At 72.8% G+C, this 25,465-nt stretch carries 30 protein-coding genes and 1 pseudogene; 12 read left to right on the top strand and 19 right to left on the bottom strand.

Annotation, left to right across the window (positions count from 1 at the left end):
• Positions 1–43 precede the first annotated feature (43 nt).
• Positions 44–1,312 (top strand): phosphoserine phosphatase SerB, encoded by a 1,269-nt coding sequence (gene serB / locus OG896_RS31440; protein WP_328462564.1) that lies wholly within the window; start codon positions 44–46, stop codon positions 1,310–1,312.
• Between the two features lie 154 nt (positions 1,313–1,466).
• Here serB and OG896_RS31435 read toward each other — a convergent pair whose 3' ends face one another.
• The 4 genes from OG896_RS31435 to OG896_RS31420 form a co-directional block, all read right to left on the bottom strand.
• Positions 1,467–1,988 (bottom strand): SixA phosphatase family protein, encoded by a 522-nt coding sequence (locus OG896_RS31435; protein ID WP_328462566.1) that lies wholly within the window; start codon positions 1,986–1,988, stop codon positions 1,467–1,469.
• 235 nt (positions 1,989–2,223) lie between these two features.
• Entirely contained in the window at positions 2,224–2,484 is a 261-nt protein-coding gene (locus OG896_RS31430) for a hypothetical protein (RefSeq protein ID WP_329370744.1), read from the bottom strand.
• 197 nt (positions 2,485–2,681) lie between these two features.
• Positions 2,682–2,804 carry an SGM_5486 family transporter-associated protein gene (locus OG896_RS31425; protein WP_328462570.1) on the bottom strand — a complete coding sequence of 41 codons (123 nt, stop codon included), beginning with the start codon at positions 2,802–2,804 and terminating at the stop codon, positions 2,682–2,684.
• Positions 2,805–2,847: 43 nt separating this feature from the next.
• The gene (locus OG896_RS31420) at positions 2,848–4,206 is read right to left on the bottom strand and encodes a CynX/NimT family MFS transporter (protein ID WP_329370742.1); all 1,359 of its coding nucleotides are present in this window, start codon (positions 4,204–4,206) and stop codon (positions 2,848–2,850) included.
• Between the two features lie 22 nt (positions 4,207–4,228).
• Here OG896_RS31420 and OG896_RS31415 point away from each other — a divergent pair, with 22 nt between their 5' ends.
• Entirely contained in the window at positions 4,229–4,912 is a 684-nt protein-coding gene (locus OG896_RS31415) for a FadR/GntR family transcriptional regulator (RefSeq protein ID WP_329370740.1), read from the top strand.
• 93 nt (positions 4,913–5,005) lie between these two features.
• On the opposite strand, the gene fabI is transcribed toward OG896_RS31415, so the two are convergent.
• The 5 genes from fabI to OG896_RS31390 form a co-directional block, all read right to left on the bottom strand.
• A complete protein-coding gene (fabI, locus tag OG896_RS31410; RefSeq protein WP_328462576.1) occupies positions 5,006–5,794 on the bottom strand; it encodes an enoyl-ACP reductase FabI in 789 nt (262 codons plus the stop codon).
• Between the two features lie 5 nt (positions 5,795–5,799).
• Positions 5,800–6,519: a 3-oxoacyl-[acyl-carrier-protein] reductase gene (gene fabG / locus OG896_RS31405; protein WP_328462578.1), complete on the bottom strand. Its 720-nt coding sequence runs from the start codon at positions 6,517–6,519 to the stop codon at positions 5,800–5,802.
• A gap of 174 nt (positions 6,520–6,693) precedes the next feature.
• Positions 6,694–7,209, bottom strand: a complete 516-nt coding sequence (locus OG896_RS31400; protein ID WP_328462580.1) for a DivIVA domain-containing protein — start codon at positions 7,207–7,209, stop codon at positions 6,694–6,696.
• 49 nt (positions 7,210–7,258) lie between these two features.
• The gene (locus OG896_RS31395; protein ID WP_329370737.1) at positions 7,259–8,365 is read right to left on the bottom strand and encodes a globin domain-containing protein; all 1,107 of its coding nucleotides are present in this window, start codon (positions 8,363–8,365) and stop codon (positions 7,259–7,261) included.
• A gap of 90 nt (positions 8,366–8,455) precedes the next feature.
• A complete protein-coding gene (locus tag OG896_RS31390) occupies positions 8,456–8,869 on the bottom strand; it encodes a globin family protein (protein WP_328462584.1) in 414 nt (137 codons plus the stop codon).
• A 491-nt stretch (positions 8,870–9,360) separates the two neighbouring features.
• Here OG896_RS31390 and OG896_RS31385 point away from each other — a divergent pair, with 491 nt between their 5' ends.
• From OG896_RS31385 to OG896_RS31375, 3 genes are read left to right on the top strand one after another with little or no spacing between them, the layout of a single operon-like run.
• Positions 9,361–10,884: a TldD/PmbA family protein gene (locus OG896_RS31385; protein WP_329374391.1), complete on the top strand. Its 1,524-nt coding sequence runs from the start codon at positions 9,361–9,363 to the stop codon at positions 10,882–10,884.
• Complete coding sequence (locus OG896_RS31380) at positions 10,881–12,287, top strand: metallopeptidase TldD-related protein (protein WP_329370735.1); 1,407 nt, start codon at positions 10,881–10,883, stop codon at positions 12,285–12,287. The genes OG896_RS31385 and OG896_RS31380 overlap by 4 nt, the downstream gene beginning before the upstream one ends.
• 52 nt (positions 12,288–12,339) lie before the next feature.
• Complete coding sequence (locus OG896_RS31375; protein ID WP_329370733.1) at positions 12,340–12,891, top strand: RNA 2'-phosphotransferase; 552 nt, start codon at positions 12,340–12,342, stop codon at positions 12,889–12,891.
• Positions 12,892–12,958: 67 nt separating this feature from the next.
• Here OG896_RS31375 and OG896_RS31370 read toward each other — a convergent pair whose 3' ends face one another.
• Positions 12,959–13,240 (bottom strand): GlsB/YeaQ/YmgE family stress response membrane protein, encoded by a 282-nt coding sequence (locus OG896_RS31370; protein WP_329370731.1) that lies wholly within the window; start codon positions 13,238–13,240, stop codon positions 12,959–12,961.
• Between the two features lie 245 nt (positions 13,241–13,485).
• On the opposite strand from OG896_RS31370, the gene OG896_RS31365 reads away from it, so the two are divergent.
• Both OG896_RS31365 and OG896_RS31360 read left to right on the top strand, forming a co-directional pair.
• The gene (locus tag OG896_RS31365; protein WP_329370729.1) at positions 13,486–13,860 is read left to right on the top strand and encodes a DUF3099 domain-containing protein; all 375 of its coding nucleotides are present in this window, start codon (positions 13,486–13,488) and stop codon (positions 13,858–13,860) included.
• Between the two features lie 213 nt (positions 13,861–14,073).
• A complete protein-coding gene (locus OG896_RS31360) occupies positions 14,074–14,298 on the top strand; it encodes a hypothetical protein (RefSeq protein ID WP_328462595.1) in 225 nt (74 codons plus the stop codon).
• On the opposite strand, the gene moaA is transcribed toward OG896_RS31360, so the two are convergent.
• Together moaA and OG896_RS31350 are read right to left on the bottom strand one after the other, a co-directional pair.
• A complete protein-coding gene (gene moaA / locus OG896_RS31355; RefSeq protein ID WP_329370727.1) occupies positions 14,281–15,270 on the bottom strand; it encodes a GTP 3',8-cyclase MoaA in 990 nt (329 codons plus the stop codon). The genes OG896_RS31360 and moaA overlap by 18 nt on opposite strands.
• Positions 15,271–15,378: 108 nt before the next feature.
• The gene (locus OG896_RS31350) at positions 15,379–16,371 is read right to left on the bottom strand and encodes a sterol desaturase family protein (protein ID WP_329370725.1); all 993 of its coding nucleotides are present in this window, start codon (positions 16,369–16,371) and stop codon (positions 15,379–15,381) included.
• A 119-nt stretch (positions 16,372–16,490) separates the two neighbouring features.
• Here OG896_RS31350 and OG896_RS31345 point away from each other — a divergent pair, with 119 nt between their 5' ends.
• The 4 genes and pseudogenes from OG896_RS31345 (at position 16,491) to OG896_RS31330 (ending at position 20,285) form a co-directional block, all read left to right on the top strand.
• The gene (locus tag OG896_RS31345) at positions 16,491–17,567 is read left to right on the top strand and encodes a DEDDh family exonuclease (RefSeq protein ID WP_443057182.1); all 1,077 of its coding nucleotides are present in this window, start codon (positions 16,491–16,493) and stop codon (positions 17,565–17,567) included.
• A gap of 106 nt (positions 17,568–17,673) precedes the next feature.
• Positions 17,674–17,925 (top strand): hypothetical protein, encoded by a 252-nt coding sequence (locus OG896_RS31340; protein ID WP_328462599.1) that lies wholly within the window; start codon positions 17,674–17,676, stop codon positions 17,923–17,925.
• A 245-nt stretch (positions 17,926–18,170) separates the two neighbouring features.
• Positions 18,171–19,973, top strand: a pseudogene (locus tag OG896_RS31335) (glycoside hydrolase family 15 protein); the annotation flags it as partial.
• A gap of 45 nt (positions 19,974–20,018) precedes the next feature.
• Positions 20,019–20,285, top strand: coding sequence for a hypothetical protein (locus OG896_RS31330; protein ID WP_329370722.1), 267 nt, complete (start codon positions 20,019–20,021; stop codon positions 20,283–20,285).
• A 5-nt stretch (positions 20,286–20,290) separates the two neighbouring features.
• Here the strand turns inward: OG896_RS31330 and amaP are convergent, their stop codons facing one another.
• The 5 genes from amaP to OG896_RS31305 form a co-directional block, all read right to left on the bottom strand.
• Positions 20,291–20,887, bottom strand: a complete 597-nt coding sequence (gene amaP / locus OG896_RS31325; protein WP_328462603.1) for an alkaline shock response membrane anchor protein AmaP — start codon at positions 20,885–20,887, stop codon at positions 20,291–20,293.
• 11 nt (positions 20,888–20,898) lie between these two features.
• Positions 20,899–21,765 (bottom strand): DUF6286 domain-containing protein, encoded by an 867-nt coding sequence (locus OG896_RS31320; RefSeq protein WP_443057181.1) that lies wholly within the window; start codon positions 21,763–21,765, stop codon positions 20,899–20,901.
• Complete coding sequence (locus OG896_RS31315) at positions 21,762–22,133, bottom strand: Asp23/Gls24 family envelope stress response protein (protein ID WP_329370720.1); 372 nt, start codon at positions 22,131–22,133, stop codon at positions 21,762–21,764. Before OG896_RS31315 ends, OG896_RS31320 begins: the two co-directional genes overlap by 4 nt.
• Complete coding sequence (locus OG896_RS31310; protein WP_328462609.1) at positions 22,133–22,327, bottom strand: hypothetical protein; 195 nt, start codon at positions 22,325–22,327, stop codon at positions 22,133–22,135. The genes OG896_RS31315 and OG896_RS31310 overlap by 1 nt, the downstream gene beginning before the upstream one ends.
• Before the next feature lie 72 nt (positions 22,328–22,399).
• Complete coding sequence (locus tag OG896_RS31305) at positions 22,400–22,897, bottom strand: Asp23/Gls24 family envelope stress response protein (RefSeq protein WP_329370717.1); 498 nt, start codon at positions 22,895–22,897, stop codon at positions 22,400–22,402.
• Positions 22,898–23,029: 132 nt separating this feature from the next.
• On the opposite strand from OG896_RS31305, the gene OG896_RS31300 reads away from it, so the two are divergent.
• The gene (locus tag OG896_RS31300; RefSeq protein WP_329370716.1) at positions 23,030–23,821 is read left to right on the top strand and encodes a nucleopolyhedrovirus P10 family protein; all 792 of its coding nucleotides are present in this window, start codon (positions 23,030–23,032) and stop codon (positions 23,819–23,821) included.
• A 126-nt stretch (positions 23,822–23,947) separates the two neighbouring features.
• Here OG896_RS31300 and OG896_RS31295 read toward each other — a convergent pair whose 3' ends face one another.
• Together OG896_RS31295 and OG896_RS31290 are read right to left on the bottom strand one after the other, a co-directional pair.
• Complete coding sequence (locus OG896_RS31295; RefSeq protein ID WP_329370714.1) at positions 23,948–24,739, bottom strand: enoyl-CoA hydratase/isomerase family protein; 792 nt, start codon at positions 24,737–24,739, stop codon at positions 23,948–23,950.
• 152 nt (positions 24,740–24,891) lie between these two features.
• The gene (locus tag OG896_RS31290; protein WP_202232978.1) at positions 24,892–25,113 is read right to left on the bottom strand and encodes a helix-turn-helix domain-containing protein; all 222 of its coding nucleotides are present in this window, start codon (positions 25,111–25,113) and stop codon (positions 24,892–24,894) included.
• Positions 25,114–25,465: the final 352 nt, after the last annotated feature.

Raw genomic sequence — 25,465 nt, 5'->3', positions numbered from 1 at the left:
AGCTGGTGCCCGGCCGGCGGACGGCGGATACGGTGGGAGCACCATGAACGACGCCCCGCAGACCCCACCGGCAGCCGCCGCGGACGAGATCGTCCCCACGCTTCCCGCGGCCGACGCGCCGACCCTCCTGGTCAAGATCTTCGGCAAGGACCGGCCCGGGCTCACCGCCGGGCTCTTCGAGACGCTCGCCGGCTACGACGTGGCCGTGGTGGACATCGAGCAGGTGGTGACCCGTGGCCGGATCGTGCTGTGCGCGCTGGTCACCGCCCCCACCGCCCGTGGCGCGGAGAGCGAGCTGCGGGTCACCGTGCACGGCTGGGCCGAGTCGATGAAGATGCAGGCCGAGATCATCTCCGGGATCGGCGACAACAGCCCCCGCGGCGCGGGCCGTTCCCATGTCACGGTGCTCGGCCGGCCGCTGGTACCGGAGTCCATCGCGGCCATAGCGGCTCTGATCACCGAGGTCGGCGGCAACATCGACCGTATCTTCCGGCTGGCGAAGTACCCGGTGACCGCGGTGGAGTTCGCGGTGTCCGGCGCCGAGCACACCGCGCTGCGCTCCGCGCTGGCGCTGGAGTCCGCCGCGCGCGGGGTGGACGTGGCCGTGGTGCCGTCCGGGCTCCAGCGCCGGGCGCAGCGGCTGGTGGTCATGGACGTGGACTCCACCGTCATCCAGGATGAGGTGATCGAGCTGTTCGCCGCGCACGCCGGGTGCGAGGAGCAGGTCGCCGAGGTGACGGCGGCGGCGATGCGCGGCGAGCTGGACTTCGAGCAGTCGCTGCACGCGCGGGTGGCGCTGCTGGCCGGTCTCGACGCGTCCGTGGTGGACAAGGTGCGCGCCGAGGTGCGGCTGACCCCCGGCGCCCGCACCCTGGTGCGTACGCTCAAGCGGCTCGGCTACCAGGTCGGCGTGGTCTCGGGCGGCTTCACCCAGGTGACCGACGACCTCAAGGAGCGGCTGGGGCTGGACTTCGCGGCCGCCAACACCCTGGAGATCGTCGACGGGCGGCTGACCGGCAAGGTGACCGGGCCGATCGTGGACCGCGCCGGGAAGGCACGGCTGCTGCGCTCCTTCGCGCAGCTCGCGGGGGTACCGCTGAGCCAGACGGTGGCCGTCGGCGACGGCGCCAACGACCTGGACATGCTCAACACTGCGGGCCTCGGCGTGGCCTTCAACGCGAAGCCGCTGGTGCGGGAGGCGGCCGACGCCGCGGTGACCGTCCCCTTCCTCGACACCGTGCTGTACCTGCTGGGGATCACCCGCGAGGAGATCGAGGCGGCCGACGCGCTGGACGGCACGGTCACCGACTGAGCCGGGACGGGCCGGGATAGGCCGGAACGGGCCAGGCGCGCGATCCGGCCGCGCGCCGCGCTCCCGCGGGCTCCTCACGGACTCGCCGTTCCGCGGGCTCGCCGTCACCCCCGCGCCCCCGCACTCCCGCGGGCTCCTCGCGCTGTCGCCCGCGCTATCCCTCGTGCGGCGCCCAGAACCCGGTGAGCCGGGCCACGCCGTGCTCGGCGGACTTCCACGGCCCGGTGAAGGTGAGGACGGCGAAGGCCGCGGTGGGGAAGCCGCCACGGTGCATCCGGGACAGCGCGTCGCTGTCCGCCGAGCCGGCCAGCGCCTCGGCGAGGGCGTGCATGCCCGGGTTGTGGCCGACCAGCAGCAGCGAGCCGACGCTGTCGGGGGTCTCCCCGATCAGGGCCAGCAGGTCGCCGAGGCTCGCGTCGTAGAGCCGCTCCTCGTAGACGGTCTTGGGGCGGTGCGTCATCTCGTGCGCGACGAGTTTCCACGTCTCGCGGGTGCGGGTGGCGGTGGAGCACAGCGCGAGGTCGGGGGTGATGCCGTCGTCGGTGAAGCGGCGGCCGGCCGCGGGCGCGTCCAGCCGGCCGCGGTCGGCCAGCGGGCGCTCGTGGTCCGGCACGGACGGCCAGTCGGCCTTGGCGTGCCTGAGCAGGACGATGGTGCGGGTCGAATCGGCGGTCATGTCCTTCAGCTTTCCAGAATTCCGGCCGGCGGGCGCGGGCTGGCCGGTCTCCCGAGGTCGGCGGGCTTCCGCCGCCCCGGGAAAACGCCCCGCCCCGGCGGTGACGGCCGGTGACCGCCGATAACGGCAGGGGCCGGCCGGACGCGCATCGGGCCGGGTCGGGGCCGCTCCAGGCCGCGTCCAGGCCCGATCCAGGCCGCGTCCAGGCCCGATCCACGCCAGCCCCGGGCCCGGGTCAGATCAGGTGGTGCACCAGCGCGCTGAAGACCGCGGCGAGCCGTCCGAACAGGTCGCCGTGCGCCGCGGCCGTCGAGGCGTCCGCGGTCCCGCCGCTGAGCAGCGCCAGCAGCACGGCGAACGCCACCACGGGCAGCGCCACCGCCCACCACGGCACCCGGGTCTGCGCGGTGGACGCCCTTCCCGGGCCGCGGTCGGCACGGGGCGCGGCGGCGGACCGGGGCTGCCGCTCGTACAGGTGCGGGGACTGCGTGGTCACGGTGACCGCCTCCGTGCTGGGTCCGTCGAACTGCCGGATCGCTGTTCTTCCAGGTGCAGTTCGACGCTACGGCGGCGGGGCGCGGCGGCCCATCCGGTCGTCCACCCACTTGACCCTGACCCTGGCCCCCTAGGGAAGGTGGGGTTCTCCCCACCCTCCGCCTCAGGGTCGCGGTCGGGGTCCGGGCCGGAGCCGGTCTAACCCATGCGGGCCGCGATGATGGCGACGACCGCGACGATCGCGGGAACGCCCATCATGAGGCCGAAGACGATGAGCAACCGCCGCTGCGGCTGCGGGGGATTCGGTTCGAGTACGGGCATGACGCTCAGTCTGGCACCGCTTCCTGGAGGGTCCGCACCGGGGTCACAGTTCGTCCTCGATATGGCGGTTGCGGCCGGCCAGCACGCCGCACAGCGCCTGGGGCACCACCAGTGCGATCATCAGCGCCATCGGCAGGCCCCAGCCGCCGCTGACCTGGTTGAGCGTGCCGACCAGGATCGGTCCGGGGATGGAGATCAGATAGCCGCTGCTCTGCGCGAACGCCGACAGCCGTACGACGCCGGCGCCGCTGCGCGCACGCATCCCGATCATCGTCAGCACCAGCGGGAAGGCGCAGTTGGCGAAGCCGAGCAGCAGCGCCCACAGCCAGGGTGCCGCGGCGGGCGCGGCCCACAGCCCGGCGAACCCGGCGAGCTGGAACGCCGCGAGGGTGACGACGATCGGTCCCTGCGACCCCATCCGGGCGGCGAGCGGGGGCAGCACGAACGACAGCGGCACCCCCAGCACCATGGTGAGGGCCAGCAGCAGGCCCGCCTTGTCCGCGGACAGCCCGGCGTCCCGGAAGACCTGCGGCATCCAGCCCATGGTCACGTAGGCGGCGGTGCTCTGGAGCCCAAAGTAGCAGGCGAGCATCCGGGCGGTACGGCTGCGGCTGATCCGGCCGTGCTCGCCGTGTGCGGGCGCGGGTACGGGGGCGGTCGCTGTGGATGCCGACGGGGATGCGGCCCGGTCCCGTACGGTCCTGGTCCGCGTCGCCGGCCGCTGGCCCGACCGGTCCCGTATCAGCGGCAGCCACGGCACGACCGCCACCGCGGCGAGCCCGGCCCACACGCCCAGGCCCCACCGCCAGCTGCCGCCCAGCGCGTCGGTGAGCGGCACGGTGACGGCCGCGGCCACGGCGGTGCCCAGCGACAGGGCCATCGAGTAGACGCCGGTGACGGTGCCGACCCGGTCGGGGAAGTAGCGCTTGACCATCACCGGCATCAGCACGTTGGAGACCGCGATCCCGGCCAGCGCGAGCGCGCTGGTGACCAGGAAGACCGCGGTGTTGCCGGCCAGCGGGCGCAGCAGCAGGCCGCCAGCGATGGCGGCCATCCCGGCGCAGACCACCGCGCCGGGGCCGAAGCGGCGGGCCAGCCGGGGCGCGGTGAAGCCGAACAGCGCGAAGCACGCGGCGGGTACCGAGGTGAGCAGCCCGGCCATGGTGCCGCTCATGCCGAGGTCGTCGCGGACCTCCTTGAGCAGGGGGCCGAGGCTGGTGACGGCGGGGCGCAGGTTGATCGCGGCGAGGATCAGGGCGACGACGACGAGCCGGCGCACCCAGGGGACGGGCAGGGTCGGACGGTCCACGGGGGCGGGTGCGCGGGTGGCGTCGGCCGGGCCCGCGGCGCGCTCCGGTGCGGCCGCGGCGGGGTCGAGGGTCAGGGATTCGTCATCGTGCATGAGCCCATCATAGAATGATGGGATGAATCTCGGACCCGTGTCTCGTCCAGCGCCGCTCGCCGACCAGGTCATCGCGCGGCTGCGCGCGGAGATCGCCGCAGGGAGCTGGCCGGTCGGCTCGCGCATCCCCACCGAGTCCGAGCTGGTCGCGCTGCTCGGCGTCGCCCGCAACACCGTCCGCGAGGCGGTCCGCGCCCTGGCGCACAACGGCCTGCTGGACATCCGCCAGGGCTCGGGCACCTACGTCGTCGCGACCAGCGAACTCGCCGGGGTGATGCACCGCCGCTTCGCCGACGCCGATCCGCTGCACGTCGCCGAGCTGCGCAGCTCCCTGGAGGCCAGCGCGGCCCGGCTGGCCGCCGAGCGCCGTGACGACAAGGACCTGCGCAAGCTCGACACGCTGCTGGAACGGCGCGAGCGGGCCTGGGACTCCGGCAGCACCGAGGACTTCGTCCAGGCCGACGCCACCTGGCACCTCGCGGTGACGGCCGCCTCGCACAACGACGTCATCACCGCGCTGTACGCGGACCTCGGCGAGGTGCTGCGCGACTTCCTGCGTGCCGACGTCGGCACCGAGCTGCGCCCGGAGGACCACGTCGACCACGCCCGGCTGCTGGCCGCCATCCGCGCGCGCGACGCCGACGGCGCCGCCGCCGAGGCCCGCGACCACGCGTTCTCCTGCCGGTTCCTCACGTACCGGTCATGAGCACGGCCTCCTTGCCCGCGCGGGCAAGGAGGCCGGGTGCACCAGCTGGGTACGCGAGGGGCCGGGCGCGGGGCGTGCCGCCGGCCGGTCGGATCAACCGACCGCGTGCAGACCGCCGTCCACGTGGATGATCTCGCCGGTCGTCTTGGGGAACCAGTCCGACAGCAGCGCCACGATGCCGCGGCCGGCCGGCTCCGGGTCGGTCAGGTCCCACGCCAGCGGGGAGCGCGTGTCCCAGGTGGCGGCCAGGTCGCCGAAGCCGGGGATCGACTTGGCGGCCATGGAGGCGAGCGGGCCGGCCGACACCAGGTTGCAGCGCACGTTCTGCTCGCCGAGGTAGCGGGCGAGGTAGCGGGAGGTCGACTCGAGCGCGGCCTTGGCCGGGCCCATCCAGTCGTACTGGCCCCAGGCGAACTGCGCGTCGAAGGTCAGCCCGACCACCGAGCCGCCGCTCACCGCGTCCGGGCCGTCGGCCTCGGTCATCAGCGGCAGCAGCGCCATGGTGAGGGACTTCAGGGAGAACGCCGAGACGTGCATCGCGGTGGACACCGACTCGAAGGGCGTGTCGAGGAAGTTGCCGCCGAGCGCGTCCTGCGGGGCGAAGCCGATGGAGTGCACGACCCCGTCGAGCCCGCCCAGCTCCTTGCGCACGACCTCTTCCAGGCCCGCCAGGTGCTCGGCGTTGGTCACGTCCAGCTCGATGACCTTCGTCGGCTTCGGCAGCTTCTTGGCGATCCGGGCGGTCAGGGTGGGCCGGGGGAACGCGGTGAGGATGATCTCGGCGCCCTGCTCCTGAGCCAGCTTGGCGGCGTGGAAGGCGATGGACGACTCCATCAGCACGCCGGTGATCAGGATGCGCTTGCCTTCGAGGATTCCGCTCATGGTGATCAGTGACCCATGCCCAATCCGCCGTCAACCGGGATGACGGCTCCAGTGATGTACGAGGCGTCGTCCGAGGCGAGGAAGCGCACGGTGGCGGCGATCTCCTCGGGCCGGCCGTACCGGCCGAGCGGCACCTGGGCGACGATCCCGGACCGCTGCTCGTCGGAGAGCGCCCGGGTCATGTCGGTGTCGACGAAGCCGGGGGCGACGACGTTGAACGTGAGGTTGCGCGAGCCCAGTTCACGCGCGAGCGAGCGGGCGAAGCCCACCAGGCCGGCCTTGGACGCGGCGTAGTTGGCCTGTCCACCGCTGCCGAGCAGACCCACCACGGACGAGATCAGCACGACCCGGCCCTTCTTGGCCCGCAGCATGCCGCGGTTGGCGCGCTTGACCACGCGGAAGGTGCCGGTGAGGTTGGTGTCGAGGACCGTGGTGAAGTCCTCCTCGGACATCCGCATCAGGAGCTGGTCACGGGTGATGCCCGCGTTGGCGACCAGCACCTCCACGGTGCCGTGCTTCTCCTCGATCTCCTTGTACGCCTGCTCCACCTGCTCACTGTCGGTGATGTCGCAGCGCACCGCGAGCACGCCCGACTCGACCAGTTCCGCAGGCGGTTCACCCGAGCGGTACGTGATGGCGACCTTGTCGCCCGCGTCGACGAAGACCCGGGCGATGGCGAGGCCGATGCCCCGGTTTCCTCCGGTGACGAGAACCGAGCGGCTCAACGGATCACTCTTTTCCTGCGTCGATGGGTCGTGGCTGTCTGCCTGAAAACTATCGGTACCGGTCGCGTTCCGGGGAATCGCCCCGTACAGGCTGCTCACGAGGTCCCTGTGGGGTTCCTACAGTGCCCGGCGTGCCTGGGGCCTGCGGATACGTCCCATCGACGCGGGAGGCGGTCAGGTGCCGTGCGGGCCGGTGCCGGCCGGCAGGTCGGTGGACGTGTGCTTCGTGGCGTACTGGTCCACGGTGACGGTCAGCGACTGCGCGATCTGCCGCAGGTAGGAGATGAGCCGTTCGGTCTCCTCCTGGTCGGCGCCGCTCGACTTGCCGTCCTGCTCCCGGATCTGCTGCAGGATCGCCTCGGCCTGCACCCGGGCGGCGCGCACCATGGTGCGCGCCTGATCGCGGGCCGCGACGACGGTCTGCTCGGCCGACTGCTGGGCGCGGGCCTGCTGCAGGACCGCGTCCACGGTCGGCACACCGGTGAGGTTGGTGCCGTCGCTGATGTTGTTCGCCCGTATCCAGTCCCGGTGGCGCTGCATGTCCGTCCGCAGCCGGTCGTTCTCCTGCGCCAGCGCGGTCAGTTCCGCCGCGCAGCGGCGCAGCGCGTCGTGCACCGCCTCCTCGTGGTAGCCGCGACGGGTCAGGGGGGCGCGGGGGAACGTCATCGAGCGCAACGTCTCGGGCGTCACCCGGCGCTCCTCCGGGTGGTGTGCTCGTGTCTCGTTCACATGTCTCCGATCACCGAGCGTCTTCGTAGTGCAGCAGGTCGTGGGGGATGCCGCCGGCCGCCAGATCGCGCACCGTCGCGGAGACCATCGCCGGCGAGCCGCAGACGTACACCGAGCGTCCGCGGCAGGCCCCCGAGCGCAGGACGGGACCGGCCAGGCTGCGGTTCTCGAAGCTGCCGAAGTCCGCGCCGACCAGCGGGGTGACGCGCAACCACGGATGGGCTTCGGCCAGTTGCCGCAGCGCGGGCATGTCGTACAGGCCGTTCGCGTCGCGCGCCCCGAAGAACAGGTCCACCCGGCGCGGCGGCCCGTACCAGGCGATCTCCTCGATCAGGGCGCGCATCGGGGCCAGTCCGGTACCGCCGGCGACCAGCACCAGGTCGCGGCCCTGCGACCGCCGCAGCCCGAGCCGGTCGCCGATCGGGGCCCCGAGGCGCAGCACGTCGCCCTGCCGCAGCGAGTGGACCACGGCCGGACTGACCAGTCCGCCGTCGATGGAGCGCACGTGCAACTCGATGCTGCCGTCGGCGCGCACCGCGTTGGCCGGGGTGAAGGACCGCCAGGTGCTCGGCAGCATCGGGGTCTCCACCATCACGGACTGACCGGCGGCGTACGCCATCGGCTGGTCCAACCGCAGGGTGACGACCGCGATGTCGAAGGCGCGTTGCTCGTGCCGCACCACCTCGGCGTTCCACCACGGCGGGTTCACCGCGCTGTCGGCATCGGCGGCCTGGAACATGGTGCGGGCCACCAGCCCGTAGGCGTCGGTCCAGCCGCGCCGCAGCTCCGGGGTCCACGCCTCGCCCAGGAAGTAGCCGAGGGTGGCCAGCAGCGCCTGTCCCACCGCGTCGTAGTGCTCGGCCACCACCTGGAACTTGCGGTGGTCGCGGCCCAGTTGCTGTAGGTACGGGACGAGGCGGTCCGGGTCGTCCACGTCGGAGACGATCCTGCCCAGGGCCGCGACCAGCCGGTCGCGCTGCTGGCCCATGGACACCGGGAACATCGGCCGGACCTGCGGCGCGATGAGGAACAGGTAGGAGTAGAAGTACCGCGGTACCTCGTCCCCGGACTTGCCGACCAGGGCGAAGGAGTCCCGCAACGCCTGGGTATCGCTCACGACCACCCACCGGCATCCGACATCAGGGGTGACCTCCGTGCAGTTGGGGGCCGTTCGGCGGCTCGCCGCGGCGAGCCGCTGACGGCTCGGTCAGCGGGCGGCCGCATCGCCGGCCGCGACCATGGTGTCGCTGATCACGCCGTAGACCCCGGTCCAGGACTCCTCGACGGCGGGCGTCCACGCGTCGCCCGCGTAGTGCTGCAAGGTGGCTATCAGGCTGGCGCCCACGGCCGGGTAGTGCTCGGCCAGCGCGCCGTAACCCACGTGCCGCCGCCCCAGGTTCTGCAGCATGCCGGTCAGCGTCTCGGGGTTCTCGATGTTCGCCACCAGGGCGCCCAGGGCGGCCCACAGGCGATCGCGCTGCTCGTCGATGTGCGGCGCGAACAGCGGGCGCACCTCGGGGTGATTGGCGAACAAGTGCTCGTAGAAATATGCAGTCACCTGCGAGCCGTTCGGCTCGACAACCTTGAAACTGCTACGGATCAGCGAAGGGTCTACGGTCATGGCGGCCGACTCTAGCCAGAGGCAAGGGAATCGAACAAGTTGTGCCGGTGAGAAGAAGAAGCGGACACCGCATTACCATCACCGGCCGATCGGAAATCACGTCGTACGGGAAAACCAGCCATGTCGGCACATCGGAGGAACCGGCCCGAGGAGCAAGCCGAACCGACGGGTCGGCCCCGGCTCACCCGCGAAAGCGGCCGGACGGCGCTCTCCGCAATTCCGCATTCCGGACGGCATCCCCGGGCGGTGTACATCCGGCGGTCCGTCGGAATTCACCGGATGGACCGCGATCGCGGACACCGCCCTGGATTCGGCCGAGCCGCCGGGCGGCAGGCACGGGCGCGAGCACGGGCGCGGCGGTCCGTCCGAACGCGGCGTCCCGGCCGCCGGGAGGGCCGGTCGGCGAGTTATCCACAGGCGGGCGAAAACGTCCGCCCCGGGACGGCGCGGACATGGTTCACTGCGAAGACGCGAAGGAAGGGAAGATCGTCGTGCCGCATGAGGTGGATGAGTCGTTCATGGCGTTGCCGTTGCGCGCGCTTGCCGACGCCGCGCTGGCCAGGGCGCGGGCGTTGGGAGTCGAGCACGCGGACTTCCGGTTGGAGCGGGTGCGCAGTGCGGCGTGGCGGTTGCGGGACGCCCGCCTGGCCGGCGCCTCCGACTCCACGGATCTGGGGTACGCGGTGCGGGTGGTGCACGGCGGGGCGTGGGGCTTCGCCGCCGGCGTGGACCTGACGATGGACGGCGCGGCGAAGGTCGCCTCGCAGGCCGTCGCGATGGCGAAGCTGTCGGCGAAGGTGATCGCCGCCGCCGGCGCGCAGGACCCGGTGGAACTGGCCGCCGAGCCGGTGCACCCGGACCGCACCTGGGTCTCGTCCTACGACGTCAATCCGTTCGACGTGCCCGACGCGGAGAAGACCGCCCTGCTCGCCGAGTGGAGCTCGCGGCTGCTGGCCGCGGAGGGCGTCTCCCATGTGGACGCCTCGCTGCTGACCGTGCAGGAGAACAAGTTCTACGCCGACACCGCCGGCACCAGCACCACCCAGCAGCGGGTCCGGCTGCACCCGTCGCTGACCGCCGTGTCGGTCGACCCGGACAGCGGCGACTTCGACTCGATGCGCACCCTCGCCCCGCCGGTCGGCCGCGGCTGGGAGTACCTGACCGGCGACACCTGGGACTGGGACGGCGAACTGGCCGCGATCCCGGGCCTGCTCGCCGAGAAGATGCGCGCCCCCTCGGTGGAGGCCGGCCGGTACGACCTGGTGGTCGACCCGTCGAACCTCTGGCTGACCATCCACGAGTCGGTCGGCCACGCCACCGAGCTGGACCGCGCGCTGGGATACGAAGCGGCGTACGCGGGCACCTCGTTCGCCACCTTCGACCAGCTCGGCACCTTGAAGTACGGCTCCGCGCACATGAACGTGACCGGGGACCGCACCGCCGAGCACGGCCTGTCCACCATCGGGTTCGACGACGAAGGCGTGGCCGCCCACTCCTGGGACCTGGTGCGCGACGGCGTCCTGGTCGGCTACCAGCTCGACCGGCGGATCGCGAAGCTCACCGGCTTCGAGCGGTCCAACGGCTGCGCGTACGCCGACTCCCCCGGCCACGTCCCGGTGCAGCGCATGGCCAACGTGTCGCTGCAGCCCGCGCCAAACGGCCCCTCCACCGAAGAGCTGATCGGCTCGGTCGACCACGGGATCTACGTGGTCGGCGACCGCTCCTGGTCCATCGACATGCAGCGCTACAACTTCCAGTTCACCGGCCAGCGGTTCTTCCGGATCGAGCACGGCAAGCTCGCCGGCCAGCTCAAGGACGTCGCCTACCAGGCCACCACCACCGACTTCTGGGGCTCCATGGCCGCGGTCGGCGGCCCGCAGACCTACGTGCTCGGCGGCGCGTTCAACTGCGGGAAGGCCCAGCCGGGCCAGGTCGCGGCGGTCAGCCACGGCTGCCCGTCGGCCCTCTTCCAGGACGTCAGCATTCTCAACACCACGCAGGAGGCCGGCCGATGACCAGCAGCGCCAGCAGCGCGGCGACCAAGCCGCACGAGATCGTCGAGCGGGCCCTGGAGCTGTCCCGGGCCGACGGCTGCGTGGTGATCGCGGAGGAGGAGTCCAGCGCCAATCTCCGCTGGGCGGCCAACTCCCTGACCACGAACGGCGTGACCCGCGGCCGTACCCTCACCGTGATCGCCACCGTCGACGGCGCCCAGGGCACCGCCTCCGGCATGGTGTCGCGGTCCGCGGTGACCGCCGACGAGTTGGAGCCGCTGGTGCGGGCCGCGGAGGCGGCGGCCAGGGAGGCCGGGCCCGCGGAGGACGCCCAGCCGCTGGTGGCCGGCCGCGCCCCTTCGGCCGACTTCACCGCGCCGCCCGCCGAGACCTCCTCCGACGTGTTCGCGGCCTTCGCGCCCGCGCTGGGCGAGGCGTTCGGCACCGCCCGGGCCGGCGGGCGGGAGCTCTACGGCTTCGCGCACCACTACGTGACCTCCACCTACCTGGGCACCTCCACCGGGCTGCGGCTTCGCCACGACCAGCCGTCCGGCACCCTTGAGGTGAACGCGAAGTCGCCCGACCGCACCCGCTCCGCGTGGGCGGGCCGTTCCACCCGCGACTTCACCGACGTCGATCCGCTGGCGCTGGACACCGAGTTGGCGCAGCGGCTGGTCTGGGCGGAGCGCAAGGTGGAGCTGCCCGCCGGGCGCTACGAGACGCTGCTGCCGCCCACCGCGGTCGCGGACCTGCTGATCTACCAGCTGTGGTCGTCCGGGGCCCGCGACGCGGCCGAGGGCCGCACGGTCTTCTCCAGCACCGGCGGCGGCACCCGGATCGGCGAGAAGATCGCCGCGCTGCCGCTGACGCTGCGCAGCGACCCGGCCGAACCCGGCCTGGAGGCAGCGCCGTTCGTCATCGCGCACGCGTCGGACGACGACTCGTCGGTCTTCGACAACGGACTGCCGCTCGGCCCGGTGGACTGGGTGCGCGAGGGCACCCTCAACCAGCTGGTCACCACCCGGCACAGCGCCGAGCTGACCGGGGTGCCGCTCGCACCCGCGGTGGACAACATGGTGCTGGACGGCGGCGGCACCCGGTCGCTGGCGGAGATGGTCGCCGACACCGAGCGCGGCCTGCTGCTGACCTGCCTGTGGTACATCCGCGAGGTGGACCCGGCGACGCTGCTGCTGACCGGCCTGACCCGCGACGGCGTGTACCTGGTGGAGGGCGGCGAGGTGACCGGAGCGGTGAACAACTTCCGGTTCAACGAGTCGCCGGTCGACCTGATGGGCCGGGCCACCGAGGCGGGCCGCACCGAGCGCACCCTGCCCCGCGAGTGGGGCGACTACTTCACCCGCGCCGCCACCCCGGCGCTGCGGATTCCCGATTTCAACATGAGTTCGGTCAGCCAAGGGGTCTGACCGGCACGGGCCGGCCGGGGCGGACCCGGCCGGCCCCGGCCGAGGGGGGCACATGCTCGACGAGAAGCAGGCGGTCAAGGTCTCGAAGTTCCTGTCGCTGGTCCTGCGGCACAACCCGCAGGCCGCCGGCATCACCCTCGACGAGGCGGGCTGGGTGGGAGTCGACGAGCTGCTCGCCGGGTGCGCCGCCAGGGGCCGCCGGATCTCGCGCGCCGACCTGGACCACGTGGTCGCGACGAACAACAAGCGCAGGTTCGCCTACTCCGCGGACGGCCGCCGGATACGGGCCAGCCAGGGCCACTCGGTGCCGGTGGAGCTGGGCCTGGCCGCCGCCGATCCCCCGGCGGTGCTCTACCACGGCACCGCGGCGGCCACGCTGCCGCTCATCTGGCGGGACGGGCTGCGGCCGATGTCCCGGCAGGACGTGCACCTGTCGGCGGATACCGAGACGGCCGCGCGGGTGGGTTCGCGGCACGGCCGTCCGGTGGTGCTGGCGGTGGACGCGGCGGGACTGGCCGCGGAGGGCGGCGAGTTCCGGCTCAGCGCGAACGGAGTGTGGCTCACCGACCGGGTACCGCCGCAGTGGCTGCGGCAGTTGCCGTAAGGCGCTGCCGTCCACCGCCGTGGCTACGGCAGTTGCCGTAGGGCGCCGCCGTCCGGGCCGCCCCGCGTCACACCGACGTGGTGCGCTTGCGCCGCCTGTGCGCGGCCCACAGCGCGTCGCCGAGCGCCACCAGCACGATCGCGCCGATCAGTTGGAGGACGTGCCGGGTCCAGTCGATGCCCTTGGTGTCGCGGACGCCGAGCCACCGGGACACGCCGTTGCCGAGCGCGCTGCCGCCCATACCGCAGATCACGGTGAGCCACAGAGGCAGGCTCTGCTTGCCCGGGATGATCGCTTTCGCGATCAGACCGAGCACCAGGCCGACGATGATCGCCCACAACCAACCCATGCCGCTCGCCTCCTCCGGCCGGACGGCGAATGCCCGGCAGCCGTTCCGCAAGTGTCCGTCCGGGTGGTCTACGCCGCATGTCGGGCGGCTGCCTACCGACCGGGACGCAGACCCGGCACCGCACACCCGCACCCGCCCCGCCCTGCTGCGCGGTGGCCCGGCGGCGTACCTTGGACCTACCGGGCAGCAGGTGTCGTGACCCGTGATCGGCACAACCCGGTGTATGGAGCAGGCGGTGGAGCGGGATGGGGAAGCAGGGCGGGTCGGAGATCTTCCAGATCACCGGTGCACGGACCGGGCTCACCGACGACGTACGCGGGCGCCAGCGGCGGTACATCATCTCGATGTCGATCCGCACCGTCTCGGTGATCCTCACGGTGGTGCTGTGGAACATCGAGCGACCGCTCGCCTGGGCGACGCTCATCGTGGGTGTGCTGCTGCCGTACGTGGCCGTGGTGTTCGCCAACGGCGGGCGGGAGAACGCCCCGAACCTGCCGACCTCCTCCTATGTCCCGCCGCTGGCCCGGCCGGCCCTGGAGCCGTCGAGGGTCGAGGCGGCCGCCGAGCGGGTCCCGGAACGGGTGGAGGAGCCGGTCGGCGAACACCCGGAAGCGGGCTGACCCGGCCACCTCGTCCATGACTGGTCCAGACCTATGACGGTCGGCCGGGGAAGCTCAAGAAAAGCTCAGATCAATCATCGGGTTCCCCCTCCACGCGCGGCAGACCGCGTGACATACTGCGGTACGCGCTCCGTATCCCCCGTCGGAGCGATGGACCGACGCCGGGCGGCTCCCCCCGTGGCTGCCCGGCGTCGCCATGTTTACATGGGTGCCATGAGCGACGAGAGGCCGACCTGCTCGGCGAAGGGCTGCCGGACGGCCGCCGTGTGGGTCCTGGCCTGGAACAACCCCAAGCTGCACACGCCGGAGCGGCGCAAGACCTGGCTGGCCTGCGAGGAGCACCGCGAGCAGCTCTCCCAGTTCCTCGGGGTGCGCGGCTTCCTGAAGGACGTGGTGACGCTGACCCAGTGGGAGGCCCGGTCAGCCGCCGATGGCTGACATCGGCCGGTCCGGCTGGAGGAAGGCCGGATCGTCCAGGCCCGAGCCCGCCTTCTTGCCCCACATCGCCGCCTTCCACAACGCGGCGACCTCACCGTCGGCCGCGCCCGAGCGCAGCGCGCCGCGCAGGTCGGACTCCTCGCGGGCGAACAGGCAGTTGCGCACCTGACCGTCGGCGGTCAGCCGGGTCCGGTCGCAGGCGCGGCAGAACGGCCGGGTGACGGAGCCGATCACCCCGACCCGGGCCGGGCCGCCGTCCACCAGCCAGCGCTCGGCCGGCGCGTGGCCGCGGACCGACTCGCCCTCGGCGGTGAGCGCGAAGCGGGTCCGGAGCGCGGCCAGGATCGCGTCGGCGGTGACCATGTCGGAACGCTGCCAGCCGTGCTGGGCGTCGAGCGGCATCTGCTCGATGAACCGCAGTTCGTAGCCCTCGGCGAGCGCCCAGCCCAGCAGGTCGGGCGCCTCGTCGTCGTTGACCCCGCGCATCAGCACGGTGTTGACCTTGACCGGTGTGAGCCCGGCGGCCCGGGCTGCGGCGAGGCCGGCGAGCACGTCGTGGTGCCGGTCGCGGCGGGTCAGGGTGCGGAAGACGTCCGGGCGCAGGGTGTCGAGCGACACGTTGACCCGGTCCAGGCCGGCGGCGCGCAGGGCGGCGGCGGTACGGCCGAGCCCGATCCCGTTGGTGGTCAGCGAGAGCCGGGGGCGTGGCCGCAGGGCGGCGCAGCGCTCCACGATGCCGACCAGGCCGGGGCGCAGCAGCGGTTCGCCGCCGGTGAAGCGCACGTCGGTGACGCCGAGTTCGGTGACGGCGACGCGGATCAGCCGGACGATCTCGTCATCGGTGAGCAGGTCGGGCTTGGCCAGCCACTGCATGCCCTCCTCGGGCATGCAGTACGTGCAGCGCAGGTTGCAGCGGTCGGTGAGCGAGACCCGGAGGTCCGTGGCCACCCGACCGTAGGTGTCGACGAGCACGGCTCCTCCTCTCCCGCCGGGGCGCCCGCGTGGCGCCCGCTGCCGTTTCCCCACCCCCACACTAGATCGCGCCGGGGGCGATACGGCGGCTCGCGGGTGTGGAAGCTGTTACCGCGGCAGCGTACGCGACTCCACGCCCTTTGCAACAGTTTGTTGAAGGAGCTGGTTCGGCGCCCCTCCCCCGACGCCCCCGCCTTCTCCGACGCCCCCGCCTCCCCCGACGCCCCCGCCTCCTCCGATGCCCCCGCCCGACCCGGCGCCCGCCTGCGCGTCCGCCGGCTGCCAGCCCGGGCCGAGGCACAGGTGCCGCAGCCGGTCGCGCCAGGTCCGGGCCGCCGCGAGATCGCGGGCGATGGCCGCGTACTCGTGCGTGGCGACCCGCAGCGGGTTGTACGTGGCGATGTTCTTGGTCAGCCCGTAGACCGGCCGCTCCGTCTCCGCGGTGAAGGAGCCGAACAGGCGGTCCCAGACGATGAGGATGCCGCCGAAGTTGCGGTCGAGGTAGCCGCCCTGCGAGGCGTGGTGCACCCGGTGGTGCGAGGGGGTGTTGAGCACGAACTCGGGCGCGCGCGGCAGCTTGTCGACCCGTTCGGTGTGAATCCAGAACTGGTAGACGAGGTTGACCGACGTGCAGAACGCGAGCACCGCCGGGTGCACGCCGAGCGCGACCATCGGCAGGTAGAACGGCCAGGAGGTGAGGCTGGTCCAGGGCTGGCGCAGCGCCGTGGAGAGGTTGAAGTTCCGGCTGGAGTGGTGCACGACGTGGCAGGCCCACAGCACGCGGATCACGTGGTGCCCGCGGTGCGACCAGTAGTAGCAGAAGTCCTGGGCCAGCAGCGCCAGGAGCAGGGTCCACCAGTGCAGCGGCACCCGCAGCGGGGTCAGTGCGTAGAGCGCGGAGTAGACCGCCACGATCGGGATCTTCCACATCGCGTCGGTGAACAGGCTGCCCGCGCCCATGGACAGGCTGGTGACGGTGTCCTTCCCGGTGTACCCGGCGGCGTCCTCGTCGGGGTGGAACCGGTAGCTCGCCAACTCCACGACGGTGAGCAGCACGAAGGCCGGCACCGACCACAGCACGACGTTCGGCAGATCTGGCATGAACGCACCATAGGTGCTGTTACCCGTGGTACGCCAGACGTTGTTACCCACTGGTAGAGCCGGCTTGCGCGGAGGCGGGTGGGAAACGCTGTCGGCGACGGCCCTTATCCTCAATGACCATGCTGGACAACCGGACCGAGCCGCCTCCTGCCCCCCGCGGGCCGACGCAGATGCCGATGCCGAGCCCGTCACCGACGCCGACGCCGTGGCCCTCCGGTTATCCCGGTGGATACGCCGTGGTCGACGTGGAGACCACCGGACTCAGCAGGGACGACCGGATAGTGTCCGCCGCCGTCTACCGGCTGGACGCGTACGGCGAGGTGCAGGACCACTGGTACTCGCCGGTGAACCCGCAGCGCGACCCCGGCCCGGTGTGGATTCACGGCCTCACCGGCGCGATGCTCGCGAAGGCGCCGCTCTTCCCCGAGATCGCCGACGATCTCGCCGAACGGCTGGCCGGACGCGTGCTCGTCGCGCACAACGCGGTCTTCGACTGGTCCATGCTGGCAAGGGAGTTCGCCCGCGCGCAGGCCACCGCCCCGGTCGAGCACCGGCTGTGCACGATCGTGCTGGCCAAGGAGCTGCGACTGCCGCTGGCCAACCACAAGCTGGAGACGCTCGCCGCGCACTACGGCGTGCAGCAGCGCCGGGCGCACCACGCGCTGGACGACGCCCGGGTGCTCGCGGAGGCGTTCCGGCCGAGCCTGCACCTGGCGGCGGCCGCCGAGTTGCCGCTTCCGCTGCACGCCTGCCGCCCCCTGACCGAGTGGAAGGACACCGCGGCCGCCGCCGCCCACCCCGGCCAGGACGGACCGGTGCCGGCCCCGCGCTACGGCCGCATCCACGGCTCCGGTTACGGCAACTCCGGCTGGCGCCCGGCCCGCAAGCGGCCGGCCTGCCCGTATCCGAACCCCGGGCGGCTGGCGCCGGACGGGCCGCTGGTGCAGGGCATGCGGGTGGCGTTCTCCGGCGACACCGGCATCGACCGCGAACTGCTGGAGGACCGGGCCACCGACGCCGGCCTGCACGTCGCCTCCTCGGTGAGCCGCCTCACCAGCCTGCTGGTCACCAACGACCCCGACTCCCCCACCACCAAGGCGATCAAGGCACGGCAGGTGGGCACCCCGATCATCGACGAGGAGCGCTTCGCCGAGCTGCTCAAGGCGGTCAGGCCCGCCGAGGGTGTACACGGCTGACACCTGGGTGCCGTACACCGCCGTACGGGTGAAAGCGGCACCGTGGCACGCCGCCGTGCCGCGAGCTGTGTTGCCCACCGGCGGGCCGTTCCGCACCCTGTGCTCCATGGCCCGTTGCGAGGTTTGCGGAAACGACTACGAGTTGAGCTTCGAGGTGCACGCCCAGGGGGTGGTGCACGTCTTCGACAGCTTCGAGTGCGCGATCCACCGGATGGCGCCGATCTGCGAGCACTGCCGCGTGCAGATCGTCGGCCACGGGGTGGCGGTCGACGGCCGCTTCTACTGCTGCGCGCACTGCGCCAAGGCGGAGGGCGCGGCCGGCATCGTCGACCGGGTGGGAACGGCGGCGCCCGCCTAGGCTCCGCACCCGCCCAGGCCCCGCACCCGCCCGGGCCCCGCACCCACCGAGGCGCTCTCCTCGCCCCTGCGCGCGCCGGCGCGGTCGCCCCCGCGCCGTCGCCCACCCGCGTCCCGCCGGCCGCCGGCCGCGCCGGGGTCGCCGCCGCCCGCCGTCCCACCCGGCCACCGGCCCCCCGCCGCCGAGTTGTACGGTCAAGGGGCGACTGCACCAGGTGACGGCCGACGACGGCCAGAAGAAGGCGGCGAGGCGGACACGTGGCAGCACCCATCGAGGACTACGCGATCATCGGGGACCTCCAGACCGCCGCACTCGTCGGCCGGGACGGCTCGATCGACTGGCTGTGCCTGCCCCGCTTCGACTCGGCGGCCTGCTTCGCCGCGCTGCTCGGCGACCGCGACAACGGCCGCTGGCGGATAGCCCCGGTCAACTCCTCGCACTGCGCCACCCGTTCCTACCGCGGCGACACCCTGGTCCTCGACACGGTGTGGGAGACCCCGAACGGCACCGTGAAGGTCACCGACTTCATGCCGCAGCGCGACAAGGCGCCCGACGTGATCCGCGTCGTGGAGGGCATATCCGGCGAGGTCGCCATGCACGCCGAACTGGTGCTGCGCTTCGACTACGGCAACGTGGTGCCCTGGATGCGCCGCATCGACGGCCACCGCGTGGCCACCGCCGGCCCCGACTCCGTATGGCTGCGCAGCACCCCCAACGTGCCGATGTACGGCAAGGACATGCGCACCTACGCCGACTTCACCGTCTCCGCGGGCGAGCGGGTCGGCTTCGTGCTCACCTGGAACGCCTCGCACGCCCGGCACCTGCGCAAGGTCGACCCGTTCGCGGCCCTCGACAACTGCCTCAAGGACTGGGAGTCCTGGTCCTCGCAGTGCCGCTACGAAGGCCCATGGCGCGACGCCGTCCTGCGCTCCCTGATCACCCTCAAGGCGCTCACCTACGCCCCCAGCGGCGGCATAGCGGCCGCCGCGACCACCTCGCTGCCCGAGGAGATCGGCGGCGTCCGCAACTGGGACTACCGCTACTGCTGGCTGCGCGACGCGGCCCTGACCCTCAACGCGCTCATCGCCGGCGGCTACCTGGACGAGGCGCACGCCTGGCGGGACTGGCTGCTGCGCGCGGTCGCCGGCGACCCCGCCGACCTCCAGATCATGTACGGCATCGCCGGCGAGCGCCGGCTGCCGGAGTACGAAGTGCCCTGGCTGGCCGGCTACCAGGGCTCGGCCCCGGTCCGGATCGGCAACGCCGCCGCGGGACAGCTCCAACTCGACGTCTACGGCGAGGTGATGGACTCCCTCTTCCTCGCCGGCGAGCGCGGCCTGGCCGCCGAGTCGCACGCCTGGAACCTCCAGCGCTCCCTGATGGACTTCCTGGAGTCCAAGTGGCGCGAGCCCGACGAGGGCCTGTGGGAGGTACGCGGCCCGCGCCGGCACTTCGTGCACTCCAAGGTGATGGCCTGGGTCGCCGCCGACCGCGCGGTGCGCACCATGGAGGCCCAGCCCAAACTGCGCGGCAACGTGGACAGCTGGCGGGCCATGCGCGCCCAGGTGCACGCCGAGGTGTGCGCGAAGGGCTACGACGCCGACCGCAACACCTTCACCCAGTCCTACGGCTCGCGGGAACTGGACGCGGCCACCCTGCTGATCCCGCAGGTCGGCTTCCTGCCGCCGGACGACCCCCGGGTGGTCGGCACGGTGGAGGCGGTCCGCGCCGAGCTGGACCTCGGCGGCTTCGTCCGCCGCTACAGCCCGGAGGCCGCCGGGGTGGACGGCCTGCCCGGCACCGAGGGCGCCTTCCTGGCCTGCTCGTTCTGGATGGTGGACGCCCTGCACACCACCGGGCGGCCGCAGGAGGCGAAGGAGCTGTTCGAGAAGCTGCTCTCGCTGCGCAACGACGTCGGGCTGCTCGCCGAGGAGTGGGACCCGGTCGCGGGGCGGCAGTTGGGCAACTTCCCGCAGGCGTTCAGCCACATCGGCCTGGTCAACAGCGCGCTGGCGCTGACCGGCCGGCGGGCGGACACCACCGCCTGACCGAAGGGGCGCCGGAGCGGCATCCCAGGGGTAGGCTCGGCCGCCGTGACGGGGATATGGGTGGGACTGTGGTGGGCCGCCGACCTGGGCGTGATGACGTGGCTGATGGTTCGCTGGGCCGTCCGCGGGCAGCGGGCCCGGCGGAGGTTCATGGTCGAGTACCCGGAGAAGTACGCCGCCATGAACCGCAAGGAGCAGTCGTGGGCCGGCCCCGAGTCCTCCCGCTACATGCTCTGGATGGCGCTGGCGTTCACGGCCGCGGTGGTGCTGGTCGGGCCGATCGGCAACATGGCGATCGTCGGACGGCTGTGAGCGCGTCAGCTCACCCGGCGGGCCCGGTGGCGCACCGCGCGCAGCCGGGCTTCGGCGGGCAGCTCTTCCAGCCCGGCTGAGGTGCGGGCCCGCTCCAGCACCGAGGAGTCCAGCCCCGCCACGACCTCCTTCGGGTTGGCGTGCGGCTCCAGTCCGAGCACCAGCCGCGCCGAGGGGTTGCCGCGCTTGCCCACCAGCCGGGCGCCGGACCACGCCACCCCGTCGTACGCCTCCGCCTCCGAGCGCAGCACGTCCTCCACCGCCCGGCCGCGCAGCAGCGCGCCCTGGCCGTCGCCGCTGTCCACCCGGACCTGCCGCACCCGCCGCCTGCGCGCCTGCGCGAACAGCCACCACAGGCCGATCAGCAGCAGGACCGCGAGCACCGCGATCACCACCGGCCACCACCAGCCGTCCGAGCGGTAACGGGTCCGGTCGTGCGTGCTGAGCAGCACGTCCTTCGGCCCGCTCCACGGCCACCAGTGCGGCATCGTGAAGTTCCAGTGCTTCTCCAGGTTCAGGCCGCCGACCAGGACCGACAGGCCGACCACCAGCAGCAGCAGACCGAGCAGGCCGAGCATGACCCGGTTGAGTGTGGTGCGCATGCGCCCTCTCCTCACGCCTTCTTGTCGGCCCGCTGGACGTGCACGCGCATCCCGAGCGCCTTGGCGAGCCCGAGCTGCCCGGCCGCCGTGTCCAGAGCGGCGGTCAGATCGCGCCGTACGTCGTCCAGTTCGCGGAAGTGCGAGGTGGCGCGCGCCTTGACCTTGCGGCGGCTCACCTTCACCCGTGACCAGCGCACTCCGGCGACCTCCATCGCCCGGTCGCGCAGCACCAGTTCGGCCGCGTGCCGGTCGAGTCCCGCGCGCACGCCCTGCGAGCCGCGGCGCGCCATCGGCAGCACCCCGCGCTCGCCCGGGGTGGCCGCGAGCAGCAGCAGCCACAGGCCGACCACGGCGGCCACCGCGGCGCCGACGATGATCCACACGTTGTCCAGGTGACGGGTGGCCAGTTCCCGCGCCAGCGTCTTGCGCCAGGCCATCGCCTTGCGGTCGGTGCGCACCGCGGCGATGTCGTAGAGGAACAGGCCGGTCAGCGCGGTGCAGAGGGCGGCGGTGATGGCCGCGGGGACACGGCGGCCGGACCAGAAGCGCTTGGCGCGCACCGCGCCGGGTTCACCGGCCGCCGGGGCGTACTGGATCGCGCCGGTGTCCGGCTCGGGCTCGCGCGTGTCGAGGGTGGGCAGCTTGACGGTCGGCTCGGGTTCGTCGGACCGGCCGAAGCCGCCGTCCGAGCCGGGCCGGTACGACGGGCCGGAGCCGCTGTCCGGGCCGCCCCGGTACGACGGGCCGGAGCCGCTGTCCGGGCCGGGGCCGTAGGACGGGCCGCCGCCCTCGCCGCCGGGGCCGCGACCGCCGTCCGCTCCGCCGGCGTCGCCGTGCCGGTCCGCGGGCCGGTCGGGGCCGGAGCCGTAGTCGCTCACCTCACCCTCCCTTCGTCCTTGCGGCGGCCGGCGGCCGAGTGCAGGCGTTCGACCTCGACCGCCACCTCGGGTACCGCCATGCCGGTCAGCTCCTCGACCCTGCCGGTCACATGGCGCCGCACGTTGCCGCAGACCGCGCCGATGTCGGTGGGATAGCCGAGTTCGAGGGCCAGCCGCAGCCGGGCGGTCTCCTTGCGCACCGACACGGTGGCGTGCGGCCGCGCGATGTCGGGCACCAGGTCGCCGCCGGGTGCGCCGACGAGCGCCTCACCAGCCGCCTGCGCGGCGATCTTCGCGATCACCCGGTCCGCGATCCGCAGCGCGCCGCGCTCCGCGGCCGGCATCCGGGCGGGTACGGCTCCCGCCATCAGCGCCGCCGGTCACGGTCGCGGTCACGTGTCCTGAAGAACTCGCCCGGTTCGATGTCACCGTCCAGGAACTTGCCCGCCACGAATCCGACCACTCCGAGCGCCGCCACCAGCAGGAATGCCCCGAACCCGCCGAACCATCCGGCGAATCCGAGCGCCATTCCCACGGCCAGGCCGATCACCGCCATACTCATTCCGCGCTCTCCGTCCCCTCAGCCATGACCGCCTCCGCCTGTGCTGGAACCGGGTCCGTCCCTGCGGGCCCGCTACTGGACCCGCTGCTCGCGATCGTCGTCATCGTCCTCGTCGGGCAACTTCACGTCGCCGACGGCGACATTGACCTCGACGACCTCGAGGCCGGTCATCCGCTCGACCGCCGCGATCACGTTCTCCCGTACGGCGCGGGCGACTTCGACGATCGACACGCCGTATTCGACCACGATGTCGAGGTCGAGCGCGGTCTGCACCTCGCCGACCTCGGCCTTGACCCCGCGCGACACCGAACGGCCGCCGCCGGGCACCCGGTCGCGTACCGCGCCGAACGTGCGGGACAGGCCGGTGCCCATCGCGTGCACGCCCAGGACGTCGCGAGCGGCGAGGCCGGCGATCTTCTCGACCACGCCGTCGGCGATCGTGGTACGCCCTCGGGTGGCGGGGTCTCCAAGCGCCTTGCGGCCGCCCGAACTTCCCTTGTCCAGTGTCCTGCCCTCGGACAGCGAGGAGCCGTTCGGCTCCGGGGTGCCTTGCTGTGCGGTGTCGGTCATCGCGAGTCGTCCCTCCGTCTGGGCTGCTCCGTGCTCCACACTATGTGCGCATGCCCCCTTACGCGTGGGGGATGCGGCGAGTGGGTTGTCGCCGACCCCCCATCCGAGTGGTCGGCCCGCGGGAGGCGAGGCGTGGTGTCCATGGACCGGCTGGCTCGAACGGTACGGGAGCAGGTCGCGCTGGGTCGGCTGCTGCCGCTCGGCGGGCCCGAGGACGCGGCGTGGATCACCGAGCGGACGGCCGTGGCGGCTCTGCGGACGGTCTGCGCGGCGCTGCCGGGAGTACGGCTCGGCCGGGTGGACGTCCTGCCGGCCGCGGACGGCGACGGCGGCCCCGACGAGCCGGACCTGCCCGCGGCCGCCCCGCTCGGCGCGCTGCCGCACCGACCGCTGCGGATCAAGGCCGGGTTCGAGGCCGTGGTGGGCGAGCCGCTGCCGGTCATGGCCGAGCGGCTGCGGACCGCGCTGTTCGCTGCCGCGGGCGAGGACGGGTTGGGGTTGCCGGTGCGGGTCGTGGACCTCGCCGTCACCGGGCTGATCGACGATCCCGAGGAGCCGTCCGCCGCGGTCGGGTCCGGCCGCGGCCGGACGGAGTTGGAGGGTGACAGCGCGGACGACGAGGAGAGCGGGCAGAGCGGCGTCCAGGGCACCGCGGAAGCGGCGCGGGCCGCGGAGGCCGCGGTGCGGGCGGTGCCGGGGGTTGCCCGCCTGACGCGGCGGCTGACCGGGCGGGGCGGGGTGCGTGTCCGCGACACCGAGGCGCCGGCCGGGCCGGCCCGGCACGTTCAGCTCCAGATCGCCACGGCGCGGTCCTTCCGGCCGCTCGCCGTCGCCCGCGAAGCCGCCACCGCGGCCACCACCGCCACCACCCCGGGCGCCCCCGGCCCTGTCTCCACAGCCGTCATCATCACCGACATCACGTAGACGGTGCCCCTGGTGGTGTGCGGCTCCTTTCGCGGAACGCACCCACCCAGGGGCGCGAGGAACGGCGCGAGCGACCCCTCACCGGCAGGTGGTCCCTCAGCCGACAGGACCGGGGCACCCGGGGGTTCAGTCACCCGCCCCCGCGAGGTCGCGGAGGCGGCGCCCTTGAGCCGCGCGCTCGGCCGCGCGCTGGGCGGCCTCCGGCTCGCTCAGCGCGGAGCGCAACAGCGCCTTGGTCTCGATCACCGCGTCCCGCGGCGCCGCCAACACCGCCGCGACCAGATCCGCCACCGTCCCGTCCAGCTCCGCCGCGGGCACCACCACGTTCGCGAGCCCACACCGCACGGCCTCCTCGGCGCGCACGAACCGCCCGGTCAGACAGATCTCGATGGCCCGCCCGTACCCGACCAGCTGGACCAGCGGCTTCGTGCCGGTGAGGTCGGGCACCAGCCCGAGCGAGGTCTCCCGCATGGCGAACTGCACGTCATCCGCGCAGACCCGCATGTCGCAGGCGAGGGCGAGCTGGAAACCGGCGCCGATCGCATGCCCCTGAACAGCGGCGACCGTGACGAGATCGGCGCGCCGCCACCAGGTGAACGCCTCCTGGAACCCCGCGACGGCCTCGTCGAGCTGCTGCTCGGTGCCGCGCGCGAGGTCGAGGAAGGACGGCTCGCCGTCGAAGCCCTCCAGGGTGAACGCGCGCCGGTCGAGTCCGGCGGAGAAGGACACGCCCTCGCCACGCAGTACCGCGACCCGTACGCTCCCCGGCAGCAGCCGGCCCGCCTCGGCCAGGGCCCGCCAGAGGGCGGGCGTCTGGGCGTTGCGCTTGGCCGGGTTGCAGAGGGTGATGTGTGCGACGGCGCCGTCCAGGGTGAGCCGGACTCCGTCGCGTTCGAGCAGGACGTGGGCATCGGGCATCGGGCACCTCCGAGCGGACCGCTGACATGATTACCGAAGGGTAACCACTCGGTCGGCTCGCCGGACGGACGGGTGCCCGTTCATGCCCCGGGGCGATGGGGGACGCTGCTCGCGTCCGCTCCGCCCCCGCCCGCGGGAATTCCCCGCGGGGATCAGGCCGCGGTGGCCTTCTTGCCCCGCGTGGCGCCGCCGCGACCGCGCAGGGCCACGCCCGACTCGCTCAGCATCCGGTGCACGAACCCGTAGGAACGGCCGGTCTCCTCGGCCAGGGCTCGAATACTCGCACCGGAGTCGTACTTCTTCTTCAGGTCTGCCGCGAGCTTCTCGCGCGCGGCGCCGGTCACCCGGCTGCCCTTCTTCAGAGTCTCGGCCACCCGTGCCTCCTCCAGGGAAGTGCGCTATGGACTCTCATGATCACCCCTAACCACGTTCCTGGCCACCCATTCGACAAGGTCCATCCCCGTACATTCAGCGTCTGAATGCCCTGATAGCCCCGGCAGAACCCGGTGCGCGCGCTATTTCCGGGTCGCCAATTCCGTACCGAGATCACAGCCTCGGGAATACCGGCAGGTCAGCCGGGTCCGTAAGGAGTTTCCCGACGTCACGGCACTGAACGCCGGGCCGGGCCGGCCGTCGGCCGGGGCGAGGGGGCGGTACGAGACCGACTCATACAGATGAAGGATCAACGATGGGCCGAATGATCGATTCGGCATGATCATCCGGCCC

The organism is Streptomyces sp. NBC_00669, assembly GCF_036226785.1.
Lineage (GTDB): Bacteria > Actinomycetota > Actinomycetes > Streptomycetales > Streptomycetaceae > Actinacidiphila.
Note: the sequence above shows the minus strand (reverse complement) of the source record. Positions and strands in the feature narration are given on the sequence as shown.

What these genes read in the sequence shown, in the direction of transcription:
- serB (WP_328462564.1), top strand. Translation starts at nt 44, where the DNA reads ATGAACGACGCCCCGCAGACCCCACCGGCAGCCGCCGCGGACGAGATC.
- OG896_RS31435 (WP_328462566.1), bottom strand. Translation starts at nt 1,988, where the DNA reads ATGACCGCCGATTCGACCCGCACCATCGTCCTGCTCAGGCACGCCAAG.
- OG896_RS31425 (WP_328462570.1), bottom strand. Translation starts at nt 2,804, where the DNA reads ATGCCCGTACTCGAACCGAATCCCCCGCAGCCGCAGCGGCGGTTGCTC.
- OG896_RS31420 (WP_329370742.1), bottom strand. Translation starts at nt 4,206, where the DNA reads ATGCACGATGACGAATCCCTGACCCTCGACCCCGCCGCGGCCGCACCG.
- OG896_RS31415 (WP_329370740.1), top strand. Translation starts at nt 4,229, where the DNA reads ATGAATCTCGGACCCGTGTCTCGTCCAGCGCCGCTCGCCGACCAGGTC.
- fabI (WP_328462576.1), bottom strand. Translation starts at nt 5,794, where the DNA reads ATGAGCGGAATCCTCGAAGGCAAGCGCATCCTGATCACCGGCGTGCTG.
- OG896_RS31390 (WP_328462584.1), bottom strand. Translation starts at nt 8,869, where the DNA reads ATGACCGTAGACCCTTCGCTGATCCGTAGCAGTTTCAAGGTTGTCGAG.
- OG896_RS31380 (WP_329370735.1), top strand. Translation starts at nt 10,881, where the DNA reads ATGACCAGCAGCGCCAGCAGCGCGGCGACCAAGCCGCACGAGATCGTC.
- OG896_RS31375 (WP_329370733.1), top strand. Translation starts at nt 12,340, where the DNA reads ATGCTCGACGAGAAGCAGGCGGTCAAGGTCTCGAAGTTCCTGTCGCTG.
- OG896_RS31370 (WP_329370731.1), bottom strand. Translation starts at nt 13,240, where the DNA reads ATGGGTTGGTTGTGGGCGATCATCGTCGGCCTGGTGCTCGGTCTGATC.
- OG896_RS31365 (WP_329370729.1), top strand. Translation starts at nt 13,486, where the DNA reads ATGGGGAAGCAGGGCGGGTCGGAGATCTTCCAGATCACCGGTGCACGG.
- OG896_RS31360 (WP_328462595.1), top strand. Translation starts at nt 14,074, where the DNA reads ATGAGCGACGAGAGGCCGACCTGCTCGGCGAAGGGCTGCCGGACGGCC.
- OG896_RS31350 (WP_329370725.1), bottom strand. Translation starts at nt 16,371, where the DNA reads ATGCCAGATCTGCCGAACGTCGTGCTGTGGTCGGTGCCGGCCTTCGTG.
- OG896_RS31345 (WP_443057182.1), top strand. Translation starts at nt 16,491, where the DNA reads ATGCTGGACAACCGGACCGAGCCGCCTCCTGCCCCCCGCGGGCCGACG.
- OG896_RS31340 (WP_328462599.1), top strand. Translation starts at nt 17,674, where the DNA reads ATGGCCCGTTGCGAGGTTTGCGGAAACGACTACGAGTTGAGCTTCGAG.
- amaP (WP_328462603.1), bottom strand. Translation starts at nt 20,887, where the DNA reads ATGCGCACCACACTCAACCGGGTCATGCTCGGCCTGCTCGGTCTGCTG.
- OG896_RS31315 (WP_329370720.1), bottom strand. Translation starts at nt 22,133, where the DNA reads ATGGCGGGAGCCGTACCCGCCCGGATGCCGGCCGCGGAGCGCGGCGCG.
- OG896_RS31310 (WP_328462609.1), bottom strand. Translation starts at nt 22,327, where the DNA reads ATGAGTATGGCGGTGATCGGCCTGGCCGTGGGAATGGCGCTCGGATTC.
- OG896_RS31305 (WP_329370717.1), bottom strand. Translation starts at nt 22,897, where the DNA reads ATGACCGACACCGCACAGCAAGGCACCCCGGAGCCGAACGGCTCCTCG.
- OG896_RS31295 (WP_329370714.1), bottom strand. Translation starts at nt 24,739, where the DNA reads ATGCCCGATGCCCACGTCCTGCTCGAACGCGACGGAGTCCGGCTCACC.